Source organism: Streptomyces sp. NPDC026659 (assembly GCF_040638245.1).
In the GTDB taxonomy this organism is placed as follows: Bacteria; Actinomycetota; Actinomycetes; order Streptomycetales; family Streptomycetaceae; genus Streptomyces.
Genome location: NZ_JBEZXY010000002.1, coordinates 384,960 through 408,749, shown reverse-complemented (window position 1 = coordinate 408,749; position 23,790 = coordinate 384,960). Strand labels below are relative to the sequence as shown.

Annotated in this window: 25 protein-coding genes; 21 read left to right on the top strand and 4 right to left on the bottom strand. The window is 70.9% G+C overall.

Annotated elements, in window-relative coordinates:
- Positions 1 to 25: 25 nt before the first annotated feature.
- The gene (locus AB0E91_RS06460; protein ID WP_361776101.1) at positions 26 to 928 is read left to right on the top strand and encodes a hypothetical protein; all 903 of its coding nucleotides are present in this window, start codon (positions 26 to 28) and stop codon (positions 926 to 928) included.
- 74 nt (positions 929 to 1,002) lie between these two features.
- Here AB0E91_RS06460 and AB0E91_RS06455 read toward each other — a convergent pair whose 3' ends face one another.
- Positions 1,003 to 2,709, bottom strand: coding sequence for a glycoside hydrolase family 18 protein (locus tag AB0E91_RS06455; protein WP_361777318.1), 1,707 nt, complete (start codon positions 2,707 to 2,709; stop codon positions 1,003 to 1,005).
- Between the two features lie 326 nt (positions 2,710 to 3,035).
- Here AB0E91_RS06455 and AB0E91_RS06450 point away from each other — a divergent pair, with 326 nt between their 5' ends.
- From AB0E91_RS06450 to AB0E91_RS06385, 14 genes are all read left to right on the top strand, one after another.
- Positions 3,036 to 3,896, top strand: coding sequence for a hypothetical protein (locus tag AB0E91_RS06450; protein WP_361776098.1), 861 nt, complete (start codon positions 3,036 to 3,038; stop codon positions 3,894 to 3,896).
- Between the two features lie 65 nt (positions 3,897 to 3,961).
- Positions 3,962 to 4,663 carry a Flp pilus assembly protein CpaB gene (cpaB, locus tag AB0E91_RS06445; protein WP_361776095.1) on the top strand — a complete coding sequence of 234 codons (702 nt, stop codon included), beginning with the start codon at positions 3,962 to 3,964 and terminating at the stop codon, positions 4,661 to 4,663.
- A gap of 12 nt (positions 4,664 to 4,675) precedes the next feature.
- Positions 4,676 to 5,917, top strand: a complete 1,242-nt coding sequence (locus AB0E91_RS06440; RefSeq protein ID WP_361776092.1) for a P-loop NTPase — start codon at positions 4,676 to 4,678, stop codon at positions 5,915 to 5,917.
- A gap of 6 nt (positions 5,918 to 5,923) precedes the next feature.
- Entirely contained in the window at positions 5,924 to 6,352 is a 429-nt protein-coding gene (locus AB0E91_RS06435; protein ID WP_361776089.1) for a pilus assembly protein, read from the top strand.
- A 97-nt stretch (positions 6,353 to 6,449) separates the two neighbouring features.
- Entirely contained in the window at positions 6,450 to 6,764 is a 315-nt protein-coding gene (locus AB0E91_RS06430; protein WP_361776086.1) for a pilus assembly protein, read from the top strand.
- Between the two features lie 24 nt (positions 6,765 to 6,788).
- On the top strand, positions 6,789 to 8,126 hold the full coding sequence (locus AB0E91_RS06425) for a CpaF family protein (protein ID WP_361776083.1): 1,338 nt from the start codon (positions 6,789 to 6,791) through the stop codon (positions 8,124 to 8,126).
- Between the two features lie 11 nt (positions 8,127 to 8,137).
- Positions 8,138 to 9,082 carry a type II secretion system F family protein gene (locus AB0E91_RS06420; protein ID WP_361776080.1) on the top strand — a complete coding sequence of 315 codons (945 nt, stop codon included), beginning with the start codon at positions 8,138 to 8,140 and terminating at the stop codon, positions 9,080 to 9,082.
- A gap of 16 nt (positions 9,083 to 9,098) precedes the next feature.
- Entirely contained in the window at positions 9,099 to 9,986 is an 888-nt protein-coding gene (locus AB0E91_RS06415) for a DUF5936 domain-containing protein (RefSeq protein WP_361776077.1), read from the top strand.
- A gap of 358 nt (positions 9,987 to 10,344) precedes the next feature.
- Positions 10,345 to 11,652 carry an ATP-binding protein gene (locus AB0E91_RS06410; RefSeq protein WP_361777315.1) on the top strand — a complete coding sequence of 436 codons (1,308 nt, stop codon included), beginning with the start codon at positions 10,345 to 10,347 and terminating at the stop codon, positions 11,650 to 11,652.
- Positions 11,652 to 12,410, top strand: coding sequence for a response regulator transcription factor (locus tag AB0E91_RS06405; RefSeq protein WP_361776074.1), 759 nt, complete (start codon positions 11,652 to 11,654; stop codon positions 12,408 to 12,410). The genes AB0E91_RS06410 and AB0E91_RS06405 overlap by 1 nt, the downstream gene beginning before the upstream one ends.
- 113 nt (positions 12,411 to 12,523) lie before the next feature.
- Positions 12,524 to 12,709: a hypothetical protein gene (locus tag AB0E91_RS06400; RefSeq protein WP_161178158.1), complete on the top strand. Its 186-nt coding sequence runs from the start codon at positions 12,524 to 12,526 to the stop codon at positions 12,707 to 12,709.
- The gene (locus tag AB0E91_RS06395; protein WP_361776071.1) at positions 12,706 to 13,290 is read left to right on the top strand and encodes a pilus assembly protein TadG-related protein; all 585 of its coding nucleotides are present in this window, start codon (positions 12,706 to 12,708) and stop codon (positions 13,288 to 13,290) included. The genes AB0E91_RS06400 and AB0E91_RS06395 overlap by 4 nt, the downstream gene beginning before the upstream one ends.
- A 35-nt stretch (positions 13,291 to 13,325) precedes the next feature.
- Entirely contained in the window at positions 13,326 to 13,901 is a 576-nt protein-coding gene (locus tag AB0E91_RS06390) for a hypothetical protein (protein ID WP_361776068.1), read from the top strand.
- 11 nt (positions 13,902 to 13,912) lie between these two features.
- Positions 13,913 to 14,572: an OmpA family protein gene (locus AB0E91_RS06385; RefSeq protein ID WP_361776065.1), complete on the top strand. Its 660-nt coding sequence runs from the start codon at positions 13,913 to 13,915 to the stop codon at positions 14,570 to 14,572.
- On the opposite strand, the gene AB0E91_RS06380 is transcribed toward AB0E91_RS06385, so the two are convergent.
- On the bottom strand, positions 14,514 to 14,957 hold the full coding sequence (locus tag AB0E91_RS06380) for a DUF192 domain-containing protein (protein ID WP_361776062.1): 444 nt from the start codon (positions 14,955 to 14,957) through the stop codon (positions 14,514 to 14,516). The genes AB0E91_RS06385 and AB0E91_RS06380 overlap by 59 nt on opposite strands.
- 121 nt (positions 14,958 to 15,078) lie before the next feature.
- Here AB0E91_RS06380 and AB0E91_RS06375 point away from each other — a divergent pair, with 121 nt between their 5' ends.
- The 5 genes from AB0E91_RS06375 (at position 15,079) to AB0E91_RS06355 (ending at position 21,543) form a co-directional block, all read left to right on the top strand.
- Positions 15,079 to 15,882 (top strand): methyltransferase domain-containing protein, encoded by an 804-nt coding sequence (locus AB0E91_RS06375; protein WP_361776059.1) that lies wholly within the window; start codon positions 15,079 to 15,081, stop codon positions 15,880 to 15,882.
- A gap of 580 nt (positions 15,883 to 16,462) precedes the next feature.
- The gene (locus AB0E91_RS06370) at positions 16,463 to 17,236 is read left to right on the top strand and encodes an isoprenyl transferase (RefSeq protein WP_361776056.1); all 774 of its coding nucleotides are present in this window, start codon (positions 16,463 to 16,465) and stop codon (positions 17,234 to 17,236) included.
- 357 nt (positions 17,237 to 17,593) lie between these two features.
- Positions 17,594 to 18,919: a PhoH family protein gene (locus AB0E91_RS06365; RefSeq protein ID WP_361776053.1), complete on the top strand. Its 1,326-nt coding sequence runs from the start codon at positions 17,594 to 17,596 to the stop codon at positions 18,917 to 18,919.
- A gap of 425 nt (positions 18,920 to 19,344) precedes the next feature.
- Positions 19,345 to 20,043 (top strand): transglycosylase SLT domain-containing protein, encoded by a 699-nt coding sequence (locus tag AB0E91_RS06360; protein ID WP_361776050.1) that lies wholly within the window; start codon positions 19,345 to 19,347, stop codon positions 20,041 to 20,043.
- A gap of 117 nt (positions 20,044 to 20,160) precedes the next feature.
- The gene (locus AB0E91_RS06355; protein WP_361776047.1) at positions 20,161 to 21,543 is read left to right on the top strand and encodes an AI-2E family transporter; all 1,383 of its coding nucleotides are present in this window, start codon (positions 20,161 to 20,163) and stop codon (positions 21,541 to 21,543) included.
- A gap of 21 nt (positions 21,544 to 21,564) precedes the next feature.
- On the opposite strand, the gene AB0E91_RS06350 is transcribed toward AB0E91_RS06355, so the two are convergent.
- A complete protein-coding gene (locus AB0E91_RS06350; protein ID WP_361776044.1) occupies positions 21,565 to 22,098 on the bottom strand; it encodes an alkyl hydroperoxide reductase in 534 nt (177 codons plus the stop codon).
- A 3-nt stretch (positions 22,099 to 22,101) separates the two neighbouring features.
- Complete coding sequence (locus AB0E91_RS06345) at positions 22,102 to 22,656, bottom strand: peroxiredoxin (RefSeq protein WP_361104888.1); 555 nt, start codon at positions 22,654 to 22,656, stop codon at positions 22,102 to 22,104.
- Between the two features lie 135 nt (positions 22,657 to 22,791).
- Between AB0E91_RS06345 and AB0E91_RS06340 the strand changes: the two genes are divergently transcribed.
- Positions 22,792 to 23,778, top strand: coding sequence for a LysR substrate-binding domain-containing protein (locus AB0E91_RS06340; protein WP_361776040.1), 987 nt, complete (start codon positions 22,792 to 22,794; stop codon positions 23,776 to 23,778).
- Positions 23,779 to 23,790: the final 12 nt, after the last annotated feature.

Sequence of the window (23,790 nt, the reverse complement as noted above, 5' to 3'; positions counted from 1 at the left end):
GCACGTCGTACGGAAAGGAGAGCTGATGGTCGGCTCGTCGCACGAGGCGCTGCACCGCATTTTCCAGAAGGACCCCGCACTGCTGACCCGCGCCCTGCAGCGCGTGCTCCATGTGCCGTTCCCCCCACCCCATGAGATCGTCGCGTTGAACGTGGACCTCACCGAGATCGAACCGGTCGAGCGGCGCGTGGACACGCTGCTGCGGGCCGAGACGGACGACGGCACGTATCTCCTCGTGGTCGAGTCCCAGACCCAGGCGGACGAGCGCAAGCGGGGCAGCTGGCCGTACTACCTGTCGTACCTGTACGAGAAGTACCGCTGCGAACCGGTCCTCATCGTCATCACCCAGAACAGCGCGACGGCCCAGTGGGCATCGCGGCCCATCCGGCTCGGCTTCCCCGGCTGGCACTCGCTGACCGTGCGGCCTCTCGTCCTGGGTCCGGACAACGTCCCGGTGATCACGGACGAGCGTGAGGCCGAACGCGATGTACCCCTTGCGGTGCTTTCCGCGATGACACACGGGCGCGGACCGAAGGCCGCGCCCATACTGGAATCACTCGCCACCGCCCTGAAGACCATCGACCCCGACAGTGCCGCGGTCTTCGTGCAGTTCGTCGACTCCTGCCTGGCCGACCCCCAGGCGAAGCAGATGTGGAGGGACCTGATGACAGCGATCCAGTACTTCTGGCGCCACCCGCTGGCCGAGCAGGTACGCGAGGAGGGGCGGGAGCAAGGCATCGAGGAGGGGCGTATCGCGGCTCAACGGGACATGGTGCTTCGCGTCCTCGAATGGCGTGGCATCCCTGTCCCCGAGGATGTCCGCGAGCGGGTGAACGCCTGCACCAGCCCGGAGCAGCTGGAGATCTGGGCTCAGCGGGCCGTCCATGCGGAGGAGGCGGGCGAGTTGTTCGCCGCTTCGGGGGAATAGCCCCTCGGCCACATGAGGGTGCCCCGGGCCGGTGTCGGTCCGGGGCACCCTCATGTGCGGGAGCGGTCAGGGGGTTACGGGAGGGCGTGCACGTGCGCGCCCACCGACCCGGACCACGCGTTCCCCGCCGTCGCGTCCCAGTTCGTCGACCAGGTCATCGCGCCGCGCAGGGACGGGTAGGTCTTCGACGGCTTGAACGAGCCGCAGGCCGTGCCCTGGGTGAGGCAGTCGAGGGCGTTGTTGACGATGGTGGGGGAGACGTAGCCGCTGCCGGCGCCCCGGGTGGAGGCGGGGAGGCCGAGGCCGACCTGGGAGGGGGAGAGGCCGCCTTCCAGCTGGATGCAGGCGAGGGCGGTGAGGAAGTCGACCGAGCCCTGGCTGTAGACCTTGCCGTCGCAGCCCAGCATGGAACCGCTGTTGTAGTACTGCATGTTGACGACCGTGAGGATGTCCTTGATGTTCAGGGCCGTCTGGAAGTAGGGACCGGACGTCGACTGCATGTCGATCGTCTGCGGGGCCATGGTGATGATCAGCGAGGAGCCCGCCTTCGACGACAGGGAGCGCAGCGCCTGCGACATGTACGTCGGGTTGAGGCCGTTCTCCAGGTCGATGTCGACGCCGTCGAACCCGTAGGTCTGCATCAGGGAGTAGACCGAGTTGGCGAAGTTCGCCGCCGAGTTGGAGTCGTTGACGGACACCGTGCCCGTCTCGCCGCCGACCGAGACGATCACCTTCTTGCCGGCCGCCTGCTTGGCCTTGATGTCGGCCTTGAACTGGTCGACGGTGTAGCCGTTCAGGCCTGCCGAGTCCAGGTTGAAGGTGACCGCGCCCGGCGTGGAGGTGGCGTCCGCGAAGGCGACGGCGATGATGTCGTAGGACGACGGCACGTCGGAGAGCTTCTGGACCTGCGCGCCGTTGTTGAAGTTCTGCCAGTAGCCGGTCACGGCGTGCTTGGGCAGCGCACCGCCGCCACCGCCCCCGCCGCCGGAGGACGCCGTGGTCGCCGTCACCGTCGACGACTTCACCGACTCACCGGCCGAGTTCACCGCCGTGACCTGGAAGGAGTACGAGGTCGAGGCCGACAGACCGCTGACGGTCGCCGACGTCCCGCTCGCCGACGCCACCTTCGCGCCGTCCCGGTAGACGTTGTAACCGCTCGCCCCGGAGACCGTGTTCCAGGACAGCGAGACCGAGGAGGAGGTCGTACCGGAGACGGCGAGGCCGCCCGGTGCCGACGGGACCGTCGGGTTGTCGCCGCCGCCACCACCGCCGCCGTCGGGGCCGAAGACCTGGATGTCGTCGGCGTAGTAGGCGGCCTGGCCGTACCAGCCGTGGGTGTAGACCGTGACGGACGTGGTGGAGGCGCCCGTGGTGAAGGTGGTCGTCAGCTGCTTCCAGGACGGGGCGTCCGGGGTCCAGGTCGACACGTCGGTGGTGCCGGTGCCGGTGACGCCGAGGTAGGCGTAGCCGCCCTGCACCCAACCGCTCAGCGAGTAGGTGGAGTTGGGCTTCACCGCGACCGACTGCGTGCACTGGGCGTTGTCCTGCCCGGCCGGGGTCGCCTTCAGAGCGGCGGAGCCGCCGTGCACCGGGGACGAGACGGTCGTGCCGCTGCCCGCCGAGCAGGTCCAGCCGCTCAGACCGGATTCGAATCCGGCGTTCTTCGCGTTGTTGACGTCAGCCGCGCTGGCCGGGGCCGCGGAGATGCCCGCGACCGCGAGGGCCACCGTGGCGGCGGCCGACCAGGTGCGGGCGCGGACGCGCCGACCGCGTCCGGGCATGACGGATACGAGGTCCAACTGGAGCCTCCAGTGGGGGAGTTCGCGAGGGGGGTGAGGTGGGAAAGAACGTCCACCCCATGAGTACAAGTTGGTCCAGACCAATCCTGCTGTCAAGTCGCGGCGCAGGCAGGGCCCTTCGTGTGTCTGATCAACCCGTCCCGGTTTGGTGCGACTTGCACCTGGCAAGTTCCCCACGAGGTACGCAAACGCTGTTCTCCCGTGATCGAGCCGTGGATACAGTGCTCGGGTAGTCACGCAATGAAGTCGTCCTGGCCCACGGGAGTGACACCGGTGGACCGGGTGATGCGAAGAGCGGGGAGCTGCGCGTGCCAACTGCCATTGCCGTGACCAGCGCCGACCTGGCGCTGCCGGCACAGGACGAACGGACCATGCCCGCCGTGGTGCTGCGCGATCTCGACCGGCGCCCGCTGGAGCAGACGCTCCTCGAACTCCAGTCCCTCACCGAACAGTTCGGACATCTGGTCGTCGTCTGCTCGCAGGCCACCCCGCAGCCGGTGCTGCGCCGCCTGTACACCCTGCGCGCGCTGCTGGAGAGCGACCGCATCGCCCTGTTCCTGCCCGAGCTGCCGCCCCTCGGAGTCGCCGTCCTGGCGCGGCAGTTACGGCAGCTCGCCTCCTGCGACCTGAGCCCCGGCGTGCTCGCGTCGGCAGGGCGGCTCCTCACCCACTACATCCACGCCGGAGCCGTCCTCGGCTCGGTCGCCCGGCTGGACCGCGTGCCGGTGGGCCTGAAGTCGCACGCCAAGTCCTGGGTGCCCGGCACCCAGTTCGCCGTCGTCGCCCACCCCGAGCCGCAGCTCGTCAAGGCCGTCCCCGGAGCCGCCCTCAAGGGGCCGGAGTTCGGCACCTGGCTGCTGCTCGCCAAGGGCCAGCTCCAGTCCGACTGGACGGCCTCGCTCGCCAACTCCTGGGGCACGCAGGGGATGCGCGAGGCCCCGCTGCCCGCCGAGTCCGCCGCCTGGTGGGGCACCGGGCGCCTGATCGAGTTCTGCGCCCATCTGGCCGACCTCTCCGTCCTGTACCAACTCGTCACCTCCGTACGGCAGTCCGTCTGCCACTGGTGCGGCGTCGACGTCATCGGCGACCGCTGTGTCTTCTGCTCGGCCACCCCACCCGACCGACGCCCGCCCGAACCCCGCGCCCTGGAACGGCGCACCCCCGCCTGACCGGCGCCCCGGCTCCCGCGCTCATATCCCGCCCGACCGATTCCCCCAATGAGGTTGCACGGTTCATGAACTCCCGTCAGCGCCGCGGCGTGATACTCCTGATCCTGTCGGTCCTGTGCGCGCTCGGCGCGTTCGCCGGCGTGCTCTCCGTCGTCCACGACGTGCAGTCCAAGGTCGGCCCCGAGGTGACCGCGTACCGGGTGCGGTCCGCTGTGCAGCCGTACACCGCCCTGAACGCGGGCCAGTTCGAGAAGATCCGCATGCCGAAGCGCTGGCTGTCGGAGAACGCGGTGACCGATCTCGCGCAGTTGCGCGGCAAGATCGCGGTGACCACTCTGCGGCCCGGCTCCCTGCTCCAGAGCGACATGATCGTCGACCGGCCCGCGCTCCGGCCGGGCCAGCAGGAGGTCGCCATCATGATCGACGCGGCGACCGGCGTCGCGGGCAAGATCACGGCCGGGGCCCGCGTCAACGTCTACGCCACCTTCGAGGGCAAGAAGGAGAGCGACCCCGACCAGTCGAAGATCATCGTCACGGACGCGCGCGTCATCGACGTCGGACAGATCAAGGCCCTCGACCCGGACGAGGACAAGAGCCGGCCGGCCGACGCCGTCCCGATCACCTTCGCCCTCTCCGCCCTCGACGCCCAGCGCGTCACCTACGCCGAGTCCTTCGCCAAGCGGGTCCGGCTCGCCCTGGTGGCCCCCGGCGGCGAGCCCGCCATACCCGAGCGGGACCGCACCTACGAACTCGCGACGGACAAGTGAGAGGCCGCCCGGATGCCCATCAGGATTCTTCCGGCCGGCGCCGACCCGGACGCCGTCCGCACCCTCACCACCCTGCTCAGTCAGCTCCCCGACGCCGAACCGCTGCCACCGGCCGTCGACTCGACCCAGCTGGTCGACACGCTCGCCCGGCTCGCCGCCGAGTCGGTGGACGAACTGCCCGAGGTTGTCGTCGTCCATGAACGCATCGGTCCCGTACCGGCGTTGGAGCTGATCCGCGAGGTCGCCCTGCGCTTCCCGGCCGTCGGCGTCATCCTCGTCACCACCGACGCCGGACCCGCCCTGTTCGCCGCCGCCATGGACTCCGGCGCCCGCGGCCTGGTGGCGCTGCCGCTGTCGTACGAGGAACTCGCCCACCGCGTCCAGGCGGTGGCCCAGTGGTCCACCGGGGTACGGCGCCACCTCGGGCACGGCGCGGCCGAGGGGCCCGGCGGCACCGTCGTCACCGTCAGCGGCGCCAAGGGCGGGGTCGGTGCGAGCCTGGTAGCCATCCAACTCGCCCTGGCCGCCCAGGCGTCGGGCCGCAGCACCGCGCTCGCCGACCTCGATCTCCAGACCGGCGACATCGCCTCGTACCTCGATGTGCAGTTCCGCCGCTCGGTCGCCGACCTCGCGGCCATCAACGACATCTCCCCGCGCGTCCTCGCGGACGCCGTCTTCCGCCACGACTCCGGGCTCGCCCTGCTCCTCGCCCCCGGCGAAGGGGAGCGCGGCGAGGAGGTCACCGACCGTGCCGTACGGCACACCGTCGCCGCGCTGCGGCAGCGCTACGAGGTCGTCGTCCTCGACTGCGGCGCCCAGCTGACCGGCGCCACCGCCGCCGCAGTGGAGGGCGCCGATACCGCGCTCCTGGTGACCACCCCGGACGTGATCGCCGTACGCGCCGCCAAGCGGACCGTGCGGATGTGGGACCGGCTCCAGATCCGCAAGGCGGAGGAGACGACCGTCGTGATCAACCGGTTCAGCCGGGCCACCGAGATCCAGCCCGCGCTCGTCCAGCGCATCACCGGCACCGCCCTGGCCCGTACGACCGTCCCCGCCGCCTTCAAGGAACTCCAGGGCGTCGTGGACTCCGGACGGCTGCACGAACTCGACCACCGCAGCACCGTCAAGCAGGCCCTGTGGAGCCTCGCCGGTGAACTCGGCCTCGCCAAGCCCCCGGAGGGCCCCGCGCACCGGGGCGGCCGACAGCGCGGCGACCGGGGCGCGGTCGGCTTCCGGCGGCGGAAGGAGTGAGGCGCGATGAGGACCGCTGCCGGGGAGACGGCGAGGACTGCTGCCGGGGACACGGGGAGGAGGGCGGCCGGGGACCGGGGGCAGGTCGCCGTCGAACTCCTCGGGATGACCCCGCTGATCGTGCTGACCCTGGTGCTGATGTGGCAGTGCGTGCTCACGGGGTACGCCTTCACGCTCGCGGGGAATGCTGCGGACGAGGGCGTACGGGCGGGCACGGCGGCGGCGCCCGGCGGCGCGCGCGAGGCCGCCTGCCGGGCGGCCGCCCTGGAGCACCTGTCGGGGGACTGGAGAGGGGGCGCGACGGTGACGTGCGGCGGCTCCGGGTTCGTCACGGCCGACGTCGACCTCAAGGTGCCCGTCCTCTTCCCCGGCTCCATCGACTTCCCGGTCACGGTGCACGGCCACGCCGGTGCCGTGGAGGAGGTGAAGCACTGAGATGCGGTACGGACGCGAGCGGGTACGGGTGCGGGCGCAGTTACGGGCGCGGCGGGTGCGGGCGCGGGTGCAGGTACCGGCGCACGATCGGGGCCAAGTGGCCATCGAATACCTGGGGTTCATCCCCGTCCTGCTGATCGTCGGCCTCGCCGGGCTCCAGATCGGCGCGGTCGCCTACGCCGCCGAGCAGGCCAGTACGGCGGCCCGCGCCGGGGCCCGCGCGGCCTCCCTGGGGCAGGGCGCGCAGGCGGCGTGCGCGGGGGCGGTCGGCGGGGGGCTGAAGGTGAGCTGCGCGAGCGGGGGCGGGGGCGACTCCGTCACCGTCACGGCCTCCGTCGACATACCGCAGCTCGTGCCCGGGTGGAGCTTCGGCGCCGCCCACAAGACCGCCACCATGCCGCTCGACCACTGACCAGGACCGAGGAGCAGCCGACCCATGAGTCTGCGGGCACGCATCAACTCCCCCGAGGAGCAGGGCAGCCGGGGCGAGGACGGCCATCTCGTCGCCTCGTACCGCGCCAAGCTCCTGGAGGAGATCGACCTCGCCGAGATGAGCGCGCTCGCGCCCGCCGAGCGCCGGGCACGCCTTGAACGGGTCCTCGGGCACATCATCAGCCGCGAGGGCCCGGTGCTGTCCACGGCCGAGCGCACCCAGCTGATCCGCCGGGTCGTGGACGAGGCCCTCGGCCTCGGCATCCTCGAACCGCTCCTGGAGGACGCCTCGGTCACCGAGATCATGGTCAACGGCCCCGACGCGGTCTTCGTCGAACGCGGCGGCCGCGTCGAACGCCTCCCGCTCCGCTTCGCCTCCGCCGACCAGCTGATGCAGACCATCGAACGGATCGTCTCCACCGTCAACCGCCGGGTGGACGAGTCGAATCCGATGGTCGACGCCCGGCTGCCGTCCGGCGAGCGCGTGAACGTCATCATCCCGCCGCTGTCGCTGACCGGACCCGTCCTCACCATCCGCCGCTTCCCGCGCTCCTTCACCCTCCAGGAGCTGATCGGCTTCGGCTCGCTGGACGAGCAGATGGTGTACCTGCTGGCGGGCCTGGTGCAGGCCAAGTTCAACATCATCGTCTCCGGCGCCACCGGCACCGGCAAGACCACCCTGCTCAACGCCCTGTCCGGGACGATCCCCGCGCACGAGCGGATCATCACCATCGAGGACTCCGCCGAACTCCAGCTCCAGCAGACCCATGTGGTCCGCCTGGAGTCCCGGCCGCCCAACGTCGAGGGCAGCGGGCAGATCACCATCCGCGACCTGGTGCGCAACTCGCTGCGGATGCGGCCCGACCGGATCGTGGTCGGCGAGGTCCGCGGCGGCGAGTCCCTGGACATGCTCCAGGCCATGTCCACCGGCCACGACGGCTCGCTCGCCACCGTGCACGCCAACAGCGCCGAGGACGCGCTCACCCGGCTCCAGACCCTCGCCTCCATGTCCGACGTGGAGGTGCCCTTCGCCGCCCTGCACGACCAGATCAACAGCGCGGTCGACGTCCTCGTCCAGCTGACCCGGTTCGCGGACGGCGCCCGCCGCATCACCGAGATCGCGCTCCTCGACAGCCACGGCGGCGAGCCGTACCGCCTGGCCACCGTCGCCCGCTTCGACGCCCGTCCCATGACCGCCGACGGCCGGGTGCCCGGCGCCTTCCAGTACTTCCCGCTGCCCCGCCGCACCGCCGACCGCCTCCACATGGCGAGCCAGCCCGTCCCGCAGGCGTTCGGCGTCGCCCACACCGACGCCCAGCTCGCCACCCGAGAAGCCAGGTAGGTAGGCCACCCATGGATCTCCCCACGCTCGTCCGGCTCACCACCGGCATCACCCTGCTGACCTGCGTCCTCGCCGTGCTCGGCGTGCAGAGCTACGCCGCCGGGCGGGCCCGGCGCGCCGCCCTCGTCGACCGCCTCTCGCACACCGGCCAGATCACTCCCGGCGGCCGCAGGCGGCACTTCCGCGGGCTGGACCGACGGCTGCGCCGTACCGGGCCCGGCCGCAGACTCGAACTGCGGCTCGCCGCCACCGGACTGGACGTCACTCCGGGCGAGTTCTTCGTCTACCTGCTGGTCCTGGTGGCCGGACTGTGGATCGTCGGCGACGCCACCCTGGCCCCCTTCTTCGGCCCCATCGCCGGACTCCTCGGCATCTGGGCCGCGCTCCAGTTCCTCAACTGGCAGCGACAGAAACGCATCGAGCGGTTCATCGGCCAACTCCCCGAACTGGCCCGCATCCTGGCCAACGCCACCCAGGCCGGACTCGCCCTGCGCACCGCCATCGGCATGGCGGCGGAGGAACTGGAGGACCCGGCAGGCGAGGAACTCGCTCGCGTCTCGGACCAGTTGGCCATCGGCCAGTCCATGGACGACGCGCTGGGTGAACTCGCGGATCGGCTCCCCTCACGCGAACTGGTGGTCCTGGTGACCACGTTGGTCCTGGCCAACCGTGCGGGCGGACAGGTGGTGTCGGCCCTGCGCAATCTCACCGAGACCCTGGAGGAGCGCAAGGAGACCCGGCGCGAGATCCGCACCCAGCTCTCCCAGGTGACCATGACCTCGTACGCCGTCCCCGTCCTCGGCGTCGGCGCGCTCTTCCTGATGAACGGCGTCAAGGACGGCGCCCTGGAACGCATGACCGGCTCACCCATCGGCCAGGCATGCGTGATCATCGCCTTCGCCCTGTATGCCCTCGGCTTCCTCCTCATCCGCCGGATGAGCCGGATCGACGTGTGAGGGGGTGACGGACCGCATGGCACTCCTCCTCGCGCTGATCGCCGCCCTCGGTGTCTGGGGCGCCTTCACCGGACTGCGCATGTACCGCGCCGACGCCAAGCTCCCCGGCGACCTCGCCCTCGCCCTGGAGATCGGCGCCACCCGCACCGGCGCGGTCGACTCCGTGATCGACCGCATGGGGATGCGCTACGCCCCCTTCGTCCTGCGCCTGATGGGCCCCCGCCTGGTCGCCCGCTACCGGCGCCGCATCGACCTCGCGGGCAACCCCGGCGGCCTCACCATCGACCGCTACGCCGCCCGCCGCGCGGTCTACGGCGTCCTCGGCGGCACCGGCTTCCTGGTCTTCCTGCTGCGCGGCCAGTGGTTCGTCGCCCTGCTGCTGCTCGCCTTCGGCGCGCTGTGGACCGAGGTCGGGCTCTGGTCCGCCATGCGGGTCCGCAAGGACGTCATCGAACGGACCCTGCCCGACTTCCTCGACGTCCTCGCCGTCGTCGTCAGCGCGGGCCTCGGCTTCCGCCAGGCCCTCGACCGCGTCTCCACCCGCTACGAGGGCCCCTGGGCCGACGAACTCCGCATCACACTCCGCCAGATGGACCTCGGCATGACCCGCCGCCAGGCCTTCGCCGAACTCCGCCGCCGCAACGACTCCGAACAGGTCGCCATGTTCGTCACCGCCCTCCAACAGGGCGAGGAACTCGGCGCCCCCATCGTCGACACCCTGGTGTCGTTGGCCAAGGACATGCGCCGCACCGACGCCCAGAACGCCCGCCGCAAGGCCGCCCGCGCGGTCCCCAAGGCGACGCTGATGATCACCACGTTCATGGTCCCGGCGACGATGCTGCTGCTCGGCGCGGGGCTGATCCTGGGGTCGGGCGTCGACTTCGGGTCGCTGGCGGGGAAGTGAGGGGGCGGTGAGCGGGCGCGGGGGTGTGCGGGGCCGGTTCGGTGCGGGGGCGCTTCATGGCGGTGGTGAGGGGGTGGCTTCGGGCGGTGCGGGGGTGAGCGCGGAGGCGACTCCGGGCGGGGACGCGGCCACGGGCGAGGGCGCGGCGCAGGGTGACGGAGTGGCTCCGGGCTGGGGCACGGTGCAGGGTGACGGAGTGGCTCCGGGCTGGGGCACGGTGCCGGGCGAGCGCGCGGCCTCGGGCGAAGGTCCGGCATCAGGCGCGGAGGCGAGTCCGGGCGGCGACGCGGTTCCGGCCGAGTGCACGGTGCCGGGCGGAGAACCGGCGCCCGGCGGGCATGCGGCGCCCGGTGAGGGCATGGCGCCCGGTGCGTACCCCGGCCGCCACACAGCGCAGGGCGAGCACACCCCCCTCCCGCTCGCCGAACCCCCGGAGGGCCCCCTCCCCGAACCCCCCGAGCGCCTCCAGGTCCGGGCCCTCCAGGCCCTCTGCCGTCAGGTCTTCGGCTTCCGGCTCGCCATGATCGTGCTGGCCGCGCCGGCCGCGCTGCTCAACGCCGCGCCCGGACTCGGTGCCCGGCTGGTCGGTGCGGCGGTCGTCGTGACGTTCATGGGGTCGTACGTCCTCTTCCGCGACTGGGAACGCTTCGGCCCCCTCCTCCTGCGCCACCCCGCGCTGCTCGCCGCCGACACCTTCTTCGGCTCGCTGCTGCTCGTCTCGGCGGGCCCGGACACCACCCTCGCCTACGTCAGCGTCTGCACTCCACTGCTGGCCGGGCTGGTCTACGGCTGGCGCGGCGCCGCCTGCTTCGCGTCCCTCCAGTCGCTGATCCTCCTCCTGGTCCACGCCACGCTGACGGCGGACCAGCACACCGGCCCCGCCGAGTCGCTGCTGCTGCCCGGCCTGTGTGTCGTCACCGGCGCGATGGGCTCCACCCTGCGCAACCTGATGCTCCGCTACGGCACCGCCACCCAGGCCCTCACCGCCGTACGCGCCCGCCTCGCGGCCACCGAGGCCGTCCACGCCGAACGCGCCCGCCTCGCCCGCGAGATGCACGACTCCCTGACCAAGACCCTCTACGGAGTGGCCCTCGCCGCCGACGCCCTCGCGGCCACCGCCGCCACTCCCGACCCCGACCCCGCTCTCCTGCGCGACCAGGCGTCCCTGGTGTCCCGCTCGGCCCGCAGGGCGGCGGCGGAGTCGCGGGCGCTGCTGACGGACCTGCGCGAGGAGACGCCCCCGCCGGACCTGACGACGGAACTCGACCACCTGACAACGGACTTCACGACCCGCACCGCCCTGCCCACCACCACCCATACCCCCACCCCCCTCCCACCCCTGTCCCCACCCCTCACCCGCACCCTCCTCGCCATCACCACCGAGGCCCTGGACAACGCCCACCGCCACGCCCACGCGACCCACGTCGAGGTGACGGTCGCCGTACACACCGACCGGCTCCACCTGACCGTCCGCGACGACGGCCGGGGCCTGCCCCCCGACACCACTCTCGAACAGCTGCGCATCACCGGCCATTTCGGTCTCCTCGGCATGACGGAGCGGGCGGAGGCGGCGGGGGGCCATGCCGTGGTGGTCCGGGGTGACGACGGCGGTACGGAGGTGCGGGTGGACGTACCCCTGCCGCCGACGACGGAGAGGACCGCCTGATGCGCCCACGCACACCGTCGTACGAGGACTTCCCGCCCCCCGCCCCGCCCGCCTGCCTCCGCCTGCTGATCGCCGACGACAATCCCGTGATCCGCGCGGGGCTCACCGCGTTGCTCTCCGGCCGCCCCGACACCACGGTCGTCGCGGAGGCGGCGGACGGGCGCGAGGCGTACGAGGCGGCGCTGCGGCACCGGCCCGACGTGGTCCTCCTCGACGTCCGCATGCCCGGCGTCGGTGGAATCCCCGCATTACCGCACCTGGTCCGGCTCGCCCCCGTCATGATGCTGACCTACAGCCACGAGACGGAGACCGTGCGGGAGGCGATGCGGCTGGGGGCGGGGGGTTACCTGGTCCACGGAGAGTTCACGGCGGAGCAGTTGGTACGGGCCGTGCGGGATGTCAGCGAGGGGCGTCCGCATGTGACGCCGGGGGCGGCGCGAGCGTTGCTTCCTGGCGTGGATTCCGATGCGAATGCACACACCGGTGCCGAAAATCTTTCTCCCGCAGCTGACTTGTCTCCCAAAAGCCTTTCGCGTTTGCAATCCCCTGTGGGACAGTCTTTCCGGTCGCGCTTTCAACTGAGCACCCGAGAGGCGGAGATCATGGACCTCGTCGCGTCCGGCCTGACCAACCAGCAGATCGCCGCCGCCTGCTTCATCACCGAGAAGACGGTCAAGAACCACATCAACCACATCTTCGCCAAACTCCACGCCACCAGCCGGGGGCGGGCCGTGGCCGTCTGGCTGGGGGTGAGCTGAAATGCGACGTCGCCGTGCGAACTGGGCCCGGTTATGGGCCCCCGGGCCCTCCGACCCACCCTCCCTCCCGCCCTACGGTGAGCGGATCGGAGTCCGAGCCGGAGGGAACCGTCATGAGCGATCCGATCCTGAAGCTGGTGACCGCGGTGCAGCGCCGCGTGGACGACAAGGGCCAGACGGCGGTGGAGTATCTGGGGATCATCGCGGTGGTGGTGGCGATTGTGCTGGCGGTGACGGGCACCAGTATCGGATCCGCGATCCTCGACAAGATCATGGCGCAGATCAACAGGATCGTGTGAACCGTCTTTTCCGCCGTGGCGACACCGGGCAGGCCTTCCCCATCTACATCACGGTGGTGGCGGGCCTGCTCTTTCTTGCGCTCGCGTACCTCGCCGTCGGGCAGGCCGCGGTGAACCGGTCCGGCGCCCAGACGGCCGCGGACGCCGCGGCCTTGGCGGCCGCACAGGACGTACGTGACCAACTGGCGGGTGCGTGGGCGGACGACCTGCTCGATCCCACCCAATGGTCGAAGATCTTCTCCGGGGGCGTGGATGTCGACGATCCGTGCGGGCGCGCGGCCGACCTGGCCGCTCAGAACGACGCACGTGTCGAGAACTGCGACTGGCCGCCCCTGCGCTACACGGTCGAGGTCACGACCAACAAGACGGTCGGCGACTCCATCGTGCCCGGAACGGAAAACCTCAAGGCGACGGCTTCCGCCACCGCTGTGATCGATTCTCGGTGCACTTTCAGACTTCCCGGAGACGGTGACGCCCTGCCGCGCCTCAAATGCGGCGGGAAGGACTGGGACCCGAACCCGGACGACGAGGAAAGCCTTCCCAAGCCCGAAGACCTCTTCGACGTCCACTTGGCCGACTGACGGACGAGACGACTAGGAATGAAGGAAGCGGTGCGATGAACGGTGGGTTCACTGCCAGGGCGGGGAGGGGGTTCGCCGCGTTGGCCGTTGCGACCGGTCTGATCCTCGGCGCGGCTTCCTGTGGGGGCGGCGGGGACGAGAAGAAGCCGGACTCCCGGGCTTCGGCTTCCAAGGGCGGCGCGTCCCGGCCCAGCCCCCAGGAAGGCGCGTCGCAGGCGCCGCTGGCCGAACTCAAGGGACAGGACGGCCTGCTCCTTCAGATCACGTCTGCCCAGCGGGATTCAGGCGGTTTCGTCACGGTGAACGGGAACTTCAAGAACGACGGAAGCCGGTCGCTCGTGATCCCTTCCGGGCTGCGCGGCGACGAGACCGAGATCGTGCAGCACGGCACATCGCTCGGCGGCGCCACCCTCGTCGACTCGCAGGGAAAGAAGCGCTACTACGTCCTGCGCGACACGGAGGGGCGTCCCCTGACGACCACGGGCCTGACGACGATCCAGTCGGGCCAGAACATTCCCGTCTTCATGCAGTTCCCGGCGCCGCCCTCAGGCGCGGAGGAGCTGACCCTCCAACTGCCCACTTTCTCCAGCGCCCCCATCAAAATCTCCTGATGAGGCCCCCCGTGACCACCACCCCCCGCCAAGCCCTCCCCCTCGCCCTCCTCACCACCCTCCTCCTCGCCACCCCCCAGACCACCGCCCACGCCACCGACACCACCCCCAGCGAGCCCCCCGGCACGGAACCCTCGGCCGCCGCCCCCGTGAAAGTCGACCCCACCGACCCGGACCTGAAGCTCCCGGAGGGCGGGACGCTGGCGGAGCCGAAGGTGTTGGACATCAAGTCGGTGGTGGAGGATCAGAGTGGGGACGAGCGGCGGGAGGACACGAACGCGGATGTGACGTTCGCGCTGCAGGCGGAGGTGCTGTTCGGGAAGGACAGTGCCAAGCTCGGGGCGGACGCGCGGGCGCGTATCGCGGCCATCGCCGGGGAGATCAAGAAGCAGAACGCGACACGGGTCAGGGTGTTCGGGTTCACCGACGACCTCGGCACGTCCGCACACGGCGACGTCCTGTCCAAGCAGCGCGCCAACGCCGTACAGGCCGTGCTCGACCAGGACCTCAACGACCCGGACGTGACGTTCGAGGTGCGCGGCTACGGCGAGCAGTACCCCATCGCCGACAACTCCACGGAAGCGGGACGGAAGAAGAACCGCCGCGTCGAGGTCAGCTTCCCGCGCACCGGTCAGGCCGGTCAGGCCGATCAGACCGATCAGACCAGTTAGACCGGCTAGACCGGTCAATAGGGACCGCCGACACCGACACCCGTACGCCCACCCCCACCCCCCACCCCGCCATCGCCCCGGCCCCCGCCTCCAGCACGTGCCGGGACCGCGGCCGGGGCAGTCCCAGCCGCCCCGGCACCATCGTGCGTACCGCGATCACCGTGAGGTGCCGGTCGAGGTACGCCACGTCGATGGGGAACCGCATCCGGAAGGTGTGCACACTCCCGGCCGGCGTCAGCAGCATCGCGCCGTCCACCGCGTCGCGCCCGAGCAGCCCCCTGGTCCGTGCCCGGTAGGACGCCGCGACCTCCAGCGGGACAGCCACCGCACCCCCCGCTCCGTGCACCGTCAGCGTCCCCGCCCCGTCGTGCCACCGCCGCCCCATCCCCGCACCACCTCCGCCGCGACCGTACCCGTCCGAGCGGCAAGCAGTGCGGCAAGCAGTACTGAAAAGCAGCGCGGAAAAGGAGAGGACGACACCCGCGCCCCCTGCCAGCATGGCCCTCATGACCGCCGCCCACCCCACCGCCTACGACAGCCTCGTCGCCGAAGCCACCGCCGTCTCCACCGACGGCTGGGACTTCTCCTGGTTCGAGGGCCGCGCCAGCGAGGAGCGGCCGTCCTGGGGATACGCCCGGTCCGCCGGTGAGCGCCTCGCCCGCGCCGGGGCCGCGCTGGACGTGCAGACCGGCGGCGGTGAGGTGCTGGACTTCGCGCTGGGTACGGCCGCCCCCGGGCGCCCCGCGCTGATCGCCGCCACCGAGGGCTGGCGCCCGAACGCCGCGAAGGCCACCGCCCTGCTGCGCCCGCGCGGTGTCGTCGTGGTCGAGGTGCCGGACGGCGCCCCGCTGCCGTTCGCCGACGCCGCCTTCGACCTGGTCCTCAGCCGCCACCCGGTGTCGCCGGACTGGGCGGAGATCGCCCGGGTGCTGCGCCCCGGCGGCACGTACTTCGCGCAGCACGTCGGACCGGCGAGCGTCTTCGAGCTGGTCGAGTACTTCCTCGGGCCCCAGCCGGAGGAGGTCCGCACCGGGCGCGACCCCGAGCGGGAGCGGGCCGGGGCGGAGGCGGCCGGGCTGGAGGTCGTCGATGTACGGGCCGAGCGGCTGCGGATGGAGTTCCACGACATCGGCGCCGTCGTGCACTTCCTGCGCAAGGTCGTCTGGATGGTCCCGGGGTTCACCGCGGAGACGTACGAGACGCGGCTGCGCGCGCTGCACGAGCGGATCGTCACGGAGGGACCGTTCGTCGCCCACAGCACCCGGCATCTCTTCGACGCCCGCAAACCCGAGGGGCCGGCACAGCGGTGATCACATGGATCCCCGCCTCGGTGACCACATCGTTATCCACACCGGCGGACCCGCCGCCCCACCGCACTTCACTCGGCATTCGCGGCAGCAAAACCAGAACCCCGTCCGTGGCCCCCGCCCGCCTCCCGCGGCCCCCTGAAGTCCGGCTATTCCGGAGCGGAATCGTCAAGTCCGCCGTTCGCTGACGGGGTCGCCCCGAGGGGGGACCTTGGACAACTCGCCACGCGGTCACCGAGACGGCTCAAACCCTGGTATTCGTTTCCTAGTGGCCCGTTTCTCCTGTGATTCCGTCGCGAATCAGCCATTCGAGGCCACTGAATCAAGCATTCCGCACCCACCAGGGCGCTATCGGGTGACTCCGCAGAGTAGTTGTGGTGCGCCGATGCACGCACCATCCCTCACGAAGGGTTATGGTGGAAACCCCCCCTCGGGCCGGTCCGTCTCCCCCCCCACGGACCGGCCCGTTTTTCTTGGGGGAAGGCTTTGGCACCGAAACCCCCGGCCACCGGCGTACCGAGGGCGGGGGTAGGCTCGGCCTCCGCGGGGACCGCAACCGCGGCCGTTTTGGAGGGGCTCACACGTGAACCTGCGCGACAAACTGCGCGGCCTGCTCGTCAGGCTCTACGCGCGCCGGGTGGAAGGTCACCTGGACCACGCTCAGGTGCCCAAGCACATCGGCGTCATCATGGACGGCAACCGTCGCTGGGCGAAGGCGGCGGGCTCCAGCACCGTCCACGGGCACCGGGCCGGGGCCGAGAAGATCGAGGAATTCCTCGGCTGGTGCTCCGAGACCGACGTCGGGGTCGTCACCCTGTGGCTGCTGTCCACGGACAACTTCGACCGTCCCCAGGACGAGCTGGGCCCGCTGCTCGGCATCATCGAGGACGTCGTCCGCACCCTCGCCTCCGACGGCCGCTGGCGCGTGCACCACGTCGGCACCCGCGACCTGCTGCCGGCCGGGATGCAGCGCACCCTCAAGGAGGCCGAGGAGGCCACCCGCGAGGTCGACGGAATACTGGTCAACGTCGCCATCGGCTACGGCGGCCGCCAGGAGATCGCCGACGCGGTGCGCTCCATGCTCCTCGACGCCCAGGACAAGGGCGTGCGCATGGAGGAGCTGGCCGAGTCGGTCGACATCGACATGATCGGCCGCCACCTCTACACCGGCGCCCAGCCCGACCCCGACCTGGTCATCCGCACCAGCGGCGAGCAGCGCCTGTCCGGCTTCATGCTGTGGCAGACCGCCCACTCCGAGTACTACTTCTGCGACGTCTTCTGGCCGGCCTTCCGCAAGGTCGACTTCCTGCGGGCCCTGCGCGACTACGCCGCCCGCCACCGCCGCTTCGGCGGCTGACGGACCCCACCGCCCACAGGGCGAACGGCGGGACCGGAGAGACCGATCGCCCCGTATACCCCCCTCCACCCCGATGTAACGACGAGTTCATCGGCGTGCCCGAGGGGGGTTCGGCATGGTGGCGGGGGTTGCCGGGCATAACGAAGGCAGGTCGACGCCCGAACCACGGGTGTCGTATCTCAGCGGGCGGCTCGGGGCCGTCCGCCCGGGAGGCCCTTTGCACCAGCCCGACCGTGCGGTCCTCGCGCGGAAGCAGCCGCGGAGGGCCGGTGTCCGGCCCGCCGCACGCGGGGGCCAGGAACCGGCCCAGCTCCTCTTCGTCGCTCCCCGACCTCATCCGAGGGGGTACGTCCTTCCGTGGTGACCAGCACAAAGCGCCGCACGCCCGACCGGCGCACCTATGTTCTCGACACCAGCGTCCTGCTGGCCGATCCCAATGCCCTGACCCGCTTCGAGGAACACGAGGTCGTGCTCCCGATCGTGGTGGTCACGGAACTGGAGGCCAAGCGGCACCATCCCGAGCTCGGCTACTTCGCCCGCCAGGCCCTGCGCCTGCTGGACGACTACCGGGTACGGCACGGCCGCCTCGACGCCCCGATCCCGATCGGTGAACTGGGCGGTACCGTCCGTGTCGAGCTCAACCACTCGGACCCCAGCGTGCTGCCCACCGGCTACCGCCTGGGGGACAACGACTCCCGCATCCTCGCGGTGGCCCGGAATCTGCAGGCCGAGGGATTCGACGTCACCGTCGTGTCGAAGGACCTGCCGCTGCGCATCAAGGCGTCCTCCGTCGGCCTGCTGGCCGAGGAGTACCGCGCGGAGCTGGCGATCACGGACGCCTCCGGCTGGACCGGCATGTCCGAACTGACCCTCCCCGGCGACCAGGTGGACATCCTCTTCGAGGAAGGACACGTGTACGTCCCGGAGGCCGCCGACCTCCCCGTGCACACCGGGCTGACCATCCAGTCCGAGCGCGGCAAGGCGCTCGGCCGGGTCACCCCGGAGGGCAACGTCCGGCTGGTGCGCGGCGACCGCGAGGCGTTCGGCATCAAGGGCCGCAGCGCCGAGCAGCGCATCGCGCTCGACCTGCTGCTCGATCCGGACGTCGGCATCCTCTCCATGGGCGGCCGCGCGGGCACCGGCAAGTCGGCGCTGGCGCTGTGCGCGGGCCTGGAAGCGGTCCTGGAGCGCCGTCAGCACCAGAAGGTGATGGTCTTCCGGCCGCTGTACGCGGTCGGCGGGCAGGAGCTGGGCTATCTGCCGGGCAGCGAGGCGGAGAAGATGGGCCCCTGGGCCCAGGCCGTCTTCGACACGCTCTCGGCGGTCACCAGCCGGGAGGTCATCGAGGAGATCACGGCGCGCGGGATGCTGGAGGTCCTCCCGCTCACCCACATCCGCGGCCGCTCCCTGCACGACGCCTTCGTGATCGTGGACGAGGCCCAGTCCCTGGAGCGGAACGTCCTGCTGACCGTGCTGTCCCGGATCGGCGCCAACTCGCGGGTGGTCCTCACCCACGACGTGGCCCAGCGCGACAACCTGCGTGTCGGGCGGTACGACGGTGTGGTGGCCGTGGTGGAGAAGCTGAAGGGACATCCGCTGTTCGCGCATGTCACCCTGAACCGTTCGGAAAGGTCCCAGATCGCGGCACTTGTGACCGAAATGCTGGAGGACGGCCACATCTGACATCCTGTTGAACCCCTCAGGCGCCGCCCGGAGAAGCCGAAGAGCTTATCCGGGCGGCGTCTTCGTGCGCGGGTGTTTCCTGAAATCCCCTGGGCCAAACGAGGTGTGAGCTTTCACACGCAACTCGGAATTGCCACCCGGCGTCCGGTTACGGCAGAGTCTCATTTCTGTCAGGCCCCGCATACGACACACCTGTACCCCTGGGTACCGCCCTCGCCCCTGGCGGGGAAGGTGCGGCACCACCGGGAGCACGATCCCAACTCCATACTTCCGTCGTATGCCGCCCGAGCACCACGCGGCGCTCCCGAGAAGGGAGTTGCCCACCGGGCCCGTGTCTCCCGTGACCCTCAGTTGGGAGGCCAGCGCCAGGGGCACGATTGCGTCCGCCAGGGTCACCGAAGCGGGCGGTGCTGGAAGGAAACCGTGTGAGCCGGATTTCGGTCCGGGGATTCGCAGTGGCCTCGGCCACCGCGGTCACCGCCGTAGGTAGCGTCGTCGGAGTTGCCTCGGGCAGCGTCGCGCAGCCCAACGACCCCGAGGCGATGGCAGCGGACGCCACGCTCCTCGCGGACATCCCCGCGGGTCAGCAGGCGCAGGTGCAGACCGCGTCCCTGACGCAGCAGGCCGATGCCCAGGCCATCGCGGCTGACGCGACCGCCAAGAAGGACGCCGAGGCCGCGGCCCGCAAGGCCGCCGCCGAGACGGCGATCGCGAAGAAGGAGGCCGCCGAGAAGGCGGCCGAGCTGGCCAAGGAGCGGGAGACCAAGGCAGCCGCCGAGGCCAGCCGCGACGACGTCCGCGACGCCTCCAGCTTCGCCACCCAGAGCAGCTACTCGGTCGCGCAGATCCAGGCGATGGCGCGTCAGATGGTCGCGGGCGACCAGTTCCAGTGCTTCAGCAACATCGTGGACCACGAGTCCAGCTGGAACTACCACGCCGTCAACGCCTCCTCCGGCGCCTACGGCCTCTTCCAGGCGCTGCCCGGCTCCAAGATGGCCTCGGCCGGCGCCGACTGGCAGACCAACCCGGCCACCCAGATCAAGTGGGGCCTCAGCTACATGGACGGCCGCTACGGCAGCCCGTGCCAGGCCTGGTCGTTCTGGCAGGCCAACCACTGGTACTAGGCCACCCGGCTCAACCCCGCACAGCCCCTCCCCGTCCTAGGGGGAGGGGCTTTCGCGTTGTACGGTCGTACCCGGACGGCTCGCAGCGCCCCGGTAGGCGGGGAAGAGGGACGGATGATGTCGCGAATGCCAGGGTGGCTCGGCCGGCTCGGGGCCGGTCTGACCGAGATGAGCGAGCGTCTGGACGAGCTCCGCGCCGAGGTGGAGAAGGAACACGCCCCGCCGGCCGAGTCGTCCCCCGAACCCGTGGACACCGTCAAGGCCGTGGTGCCCCATCAGGCGGGCGCCGACCGCCGCCCGGACCCCGCGCAGGCCGTCCCCTGGGGCGTACGGGTCGCCGCCGAGGCGGGCTGGCGGCTGCTGGTCCTCGCGGGCACCGTCTGGGTGCTGATGCGGGTCATCAGCGCGGTCCAGCTCGTGGTGTTCGCCTTCGTCATCGCCCTGCTCGTCACCGCCCTGCTCCAGCCGACGGTCGCCCGGCTGATGCGCTACGGCCTGCCACGCGGCCCGGCGACCGCGCTCAGCGCCATCTCGGGGTTCGTCATCATCGGCCTGATGGGCTGGTTCGTGACCTGGCAGGTCATGGAGAACATCGACACGCTCTCCGACCAGATCCAGAACGGCATCGACGACCTGCGCAACTGGCTGCTGAAGAGCCCGTTCCATGTGACGGACAAGCAGATCAACCAGATCGCCAAGAGCCTGCGCGAGGCCATCGGAGCCAACACCGACCAGATAACGTCCGCCGGACTCGAGGGAGTCCAGGTCGTGGTCGAGGCCCTGACCGGCATCCTGCTGGTCTTCTTCTCGACCCTGTTCCTGCTCTACGACGGCCGGCGCATCTGGCAGTGGTTCCTCAAGCTGGTCCCCGCAGCCGCCCGCCCGGGCGTCGCCGGAGCCGGTCCGCGCGCCTGGAGCACCCTGACCGCCTACGTCCGGGGCACCGTCCTGGTCGCCCTCATCGACGCCATCTTCATCGGCCTCGGCATCTACTTCCTCAACGTGCCGATGGCCGTGCCCCTGGCCGTCTTCATCTTCCTGTTCTCCTTCATCCCCCTGGTCGGCGCGGTCGCCTCCGGCGCGCTCGCGGTCGTCGTCGCCCTGGTGACCCAGGGCGTCTTCACCGCCGTCATGACCCTCGTGGTCGTGCTCGCCGTCCAGCAGATCGAGGGCCACATCCTCCAACCGTTCATCCTGGGCCGCGCGGTACGGGTCCACCCGCTCGCGGTGGTGCTCACGGTCGCGGCGGGCGGCATGGTGGCGGGCATCGGCGGTGCGGTGGTGGCGGTACCGCTGGTGGCGGTGACGAACACGGTGGTGGGGTATCTGCGGCAGTACTCGATGGGGCAGACGGCTGACGGTGTGCCTGTCGGCGCGGCCCGGCAACAACCAGCCCGTCCGGCGCTTGAGGACGAGGCCGTTCAGGCCGATGGGGGTCCCGGGGGCGAAGCCCCCGGGGACGCCCAGGAAAACACCGAGGGCCTCGCCCACAAGGAGTGAGCGAGGCCCTCGTACCGCCGACTACTCAGCGAGCAGCGCTTCCGCGTCCAGCGTGACGCCGACCGCCTGCACCACGGAGGCGATCTTGAACGCCTCCTGGATCACGTCGCGCTCGACACCGGCCTTGCGCAGCACCTGCTCGTGCGAGTCCAGGCACAGGCCGCAGCCGTTGATCGCGGACACCGCGAAGGACCACAGCTCGAAGTCGACCTTGTCGACGCCGGGGTTGCCGATGACGTTCATCCGCAGACCGGCGCGCAGGGTGCCGTACTCGTGGTCCGACAGCAGGTGCCGGGTGCGGTAGAAGACGTTGTTCATCGCCATGATGGCGGCCGCGGACTTGGCCGCGGTGTACGCCTCCGGCGAGAGGTTGGCCTTCGCCTCCGGCTCCAGCTCACGCAGGACGATGGGCGAGCGCGAGGCGATGGCGGTCGCCAGCACGGTGCCCCACAGCTGCTGCGCGGGAAGGTCGGAGTTGCCGATGACCGAGCCCAGGTTGAGCTTCAGGTCCTTGGCGTAGTCCGGGACGCGGGACTTCAGCGAGTCGAGCGACATGGGTCACTCACCGGCCAGCAGCGCGACGGCGTCGAGGGTCTCGTCGCCCTTGCTCCAGTTGCACGGGCACAGCTCGTCCGTCTGGAGCGCGTCGAGGACCCGCAGGACCTCCTTGGGGTTACGGCCGACGGAACCGGCGGTCACCATGGTGAACTGGATCTCGCGGTTGGGGTCGACGACGAAGACGGCGCGCTGCGCGAAGCCGTCCTCACCCTCGATGCCCAGGTCGCGCATGAGCTCGTGCTTGGAGTCGGCCATCATCGGGAACGGCAGGTCCGTCAGGTCCGGGTGGTCCTTGCGCCAGGCGTGGTGCACGAACTCCGAGTCACCGGAGAAGCCGAGGATCTGGGCGTCACGGTCGGCGAACTCGTCGTTCAGCTTGCCGAACGCGGCGATCTCGGTCGGGCAGACGAAGGTGAAGTCCTTGGGCCACGCGAAGACCACGAGCCACTTGCCCTCGTAGGACTTGTGGTGGATCTCCTCGAACTCCTTGCCCTTCTCCAGCGAGACGCAGGCGGTCAGTTCGAACTCGGGGAACTTGTCACCGACAGTGAGCACTTGCTCTCCTTGCAGCGAGGAGGCACCCCTGGTCGGGAGGTGCTTCCCATGGGTTGGACGGGGCCGATGGTGGCACAGGGTGCATTGATTAGGGAAATAGCTACACTCGGTGTCATTGATCGGAGGAGGTTATCGGTGACCAGCGGTAGCGGCACCCGGAAACAGCCGAGTCTCGCGCAGCTGCGGGCCTTCGCGGCGGTGGCGGAGCATCTGCACTTCCGTGACGCGGCGGCGGCGATCGGGATGAGCCAGCCGGCGCTGTCCGGCGCGGTCTCGGCGCTGGAGGAGACCCTGGGGGTGACCCTCGTCGAGCGTACGACCCGCAAGGTGCTGCTCTCGCCCGCCGGTGAACGGCTCGCGGTGCGGGCCAAGGCGGTGCTCGCCGAGGTCGGGGCGCTCCTGGAGGAGGCCGAGGCGGTGCGGGCGCCGTTCACCGGGATGCTGCGGCTCGGGGTCATCCCCACCGTCGCGCCCTATCTGCTGCCCACCGTGCTCCGCCTGGTGCACGAGCGCTACCCCCAGCTCGACCTCCAGGTGCACGAGGAGCAGACCGCCAACCTGGTCGAGGGCCTGCACTCCGGACGGCTGGACCTGCTGCTGCTCGCGGTGCCGCTCGCCGTGCCCGGGGTGGTCGAACTCCCGCTGTTCGATGAGGACTTCGTGCTGGTCACCCCGCTGGACCATCCGCTCGGCGGCGACGACGGCATCCCGCGCGAGGCCCTGAAGGAGCTGAACCTGTTGCTCCTGGACGAGGGGCACTGTCTGCGCGACCAGGCGCTGGAGATCTGCCGCGAGGCCGGGCGCGAGTTCCGCGGCGCGGGGCGCGGCGGGCGTCCGGCCGCGGCGCCGGTCACCACCACGGCCGCCGGGCTCTCCACGCTCGTCCAGCTCGTCGCGGGCGGTCTCGGCTGCACGCTGCTGCCGCGTACCGCGATGGAGCTGGAGACGGCCCGGGGCGACCGGCTGCGCACCGCCCGCTTCGCCGACCCGGCCCCGAGCCGCCGTGTCGGCCTGGCGATGCGCGCGGGCGCGGCCCGGGGCAGCGAGTACCAGCAACTGGCCGCCGCCCTGCGGGAGTCGCTGCGCCCGCTGCCGGTGCGGGTGCTGGACGAGGATGCGTGAGACGGGCGGGGC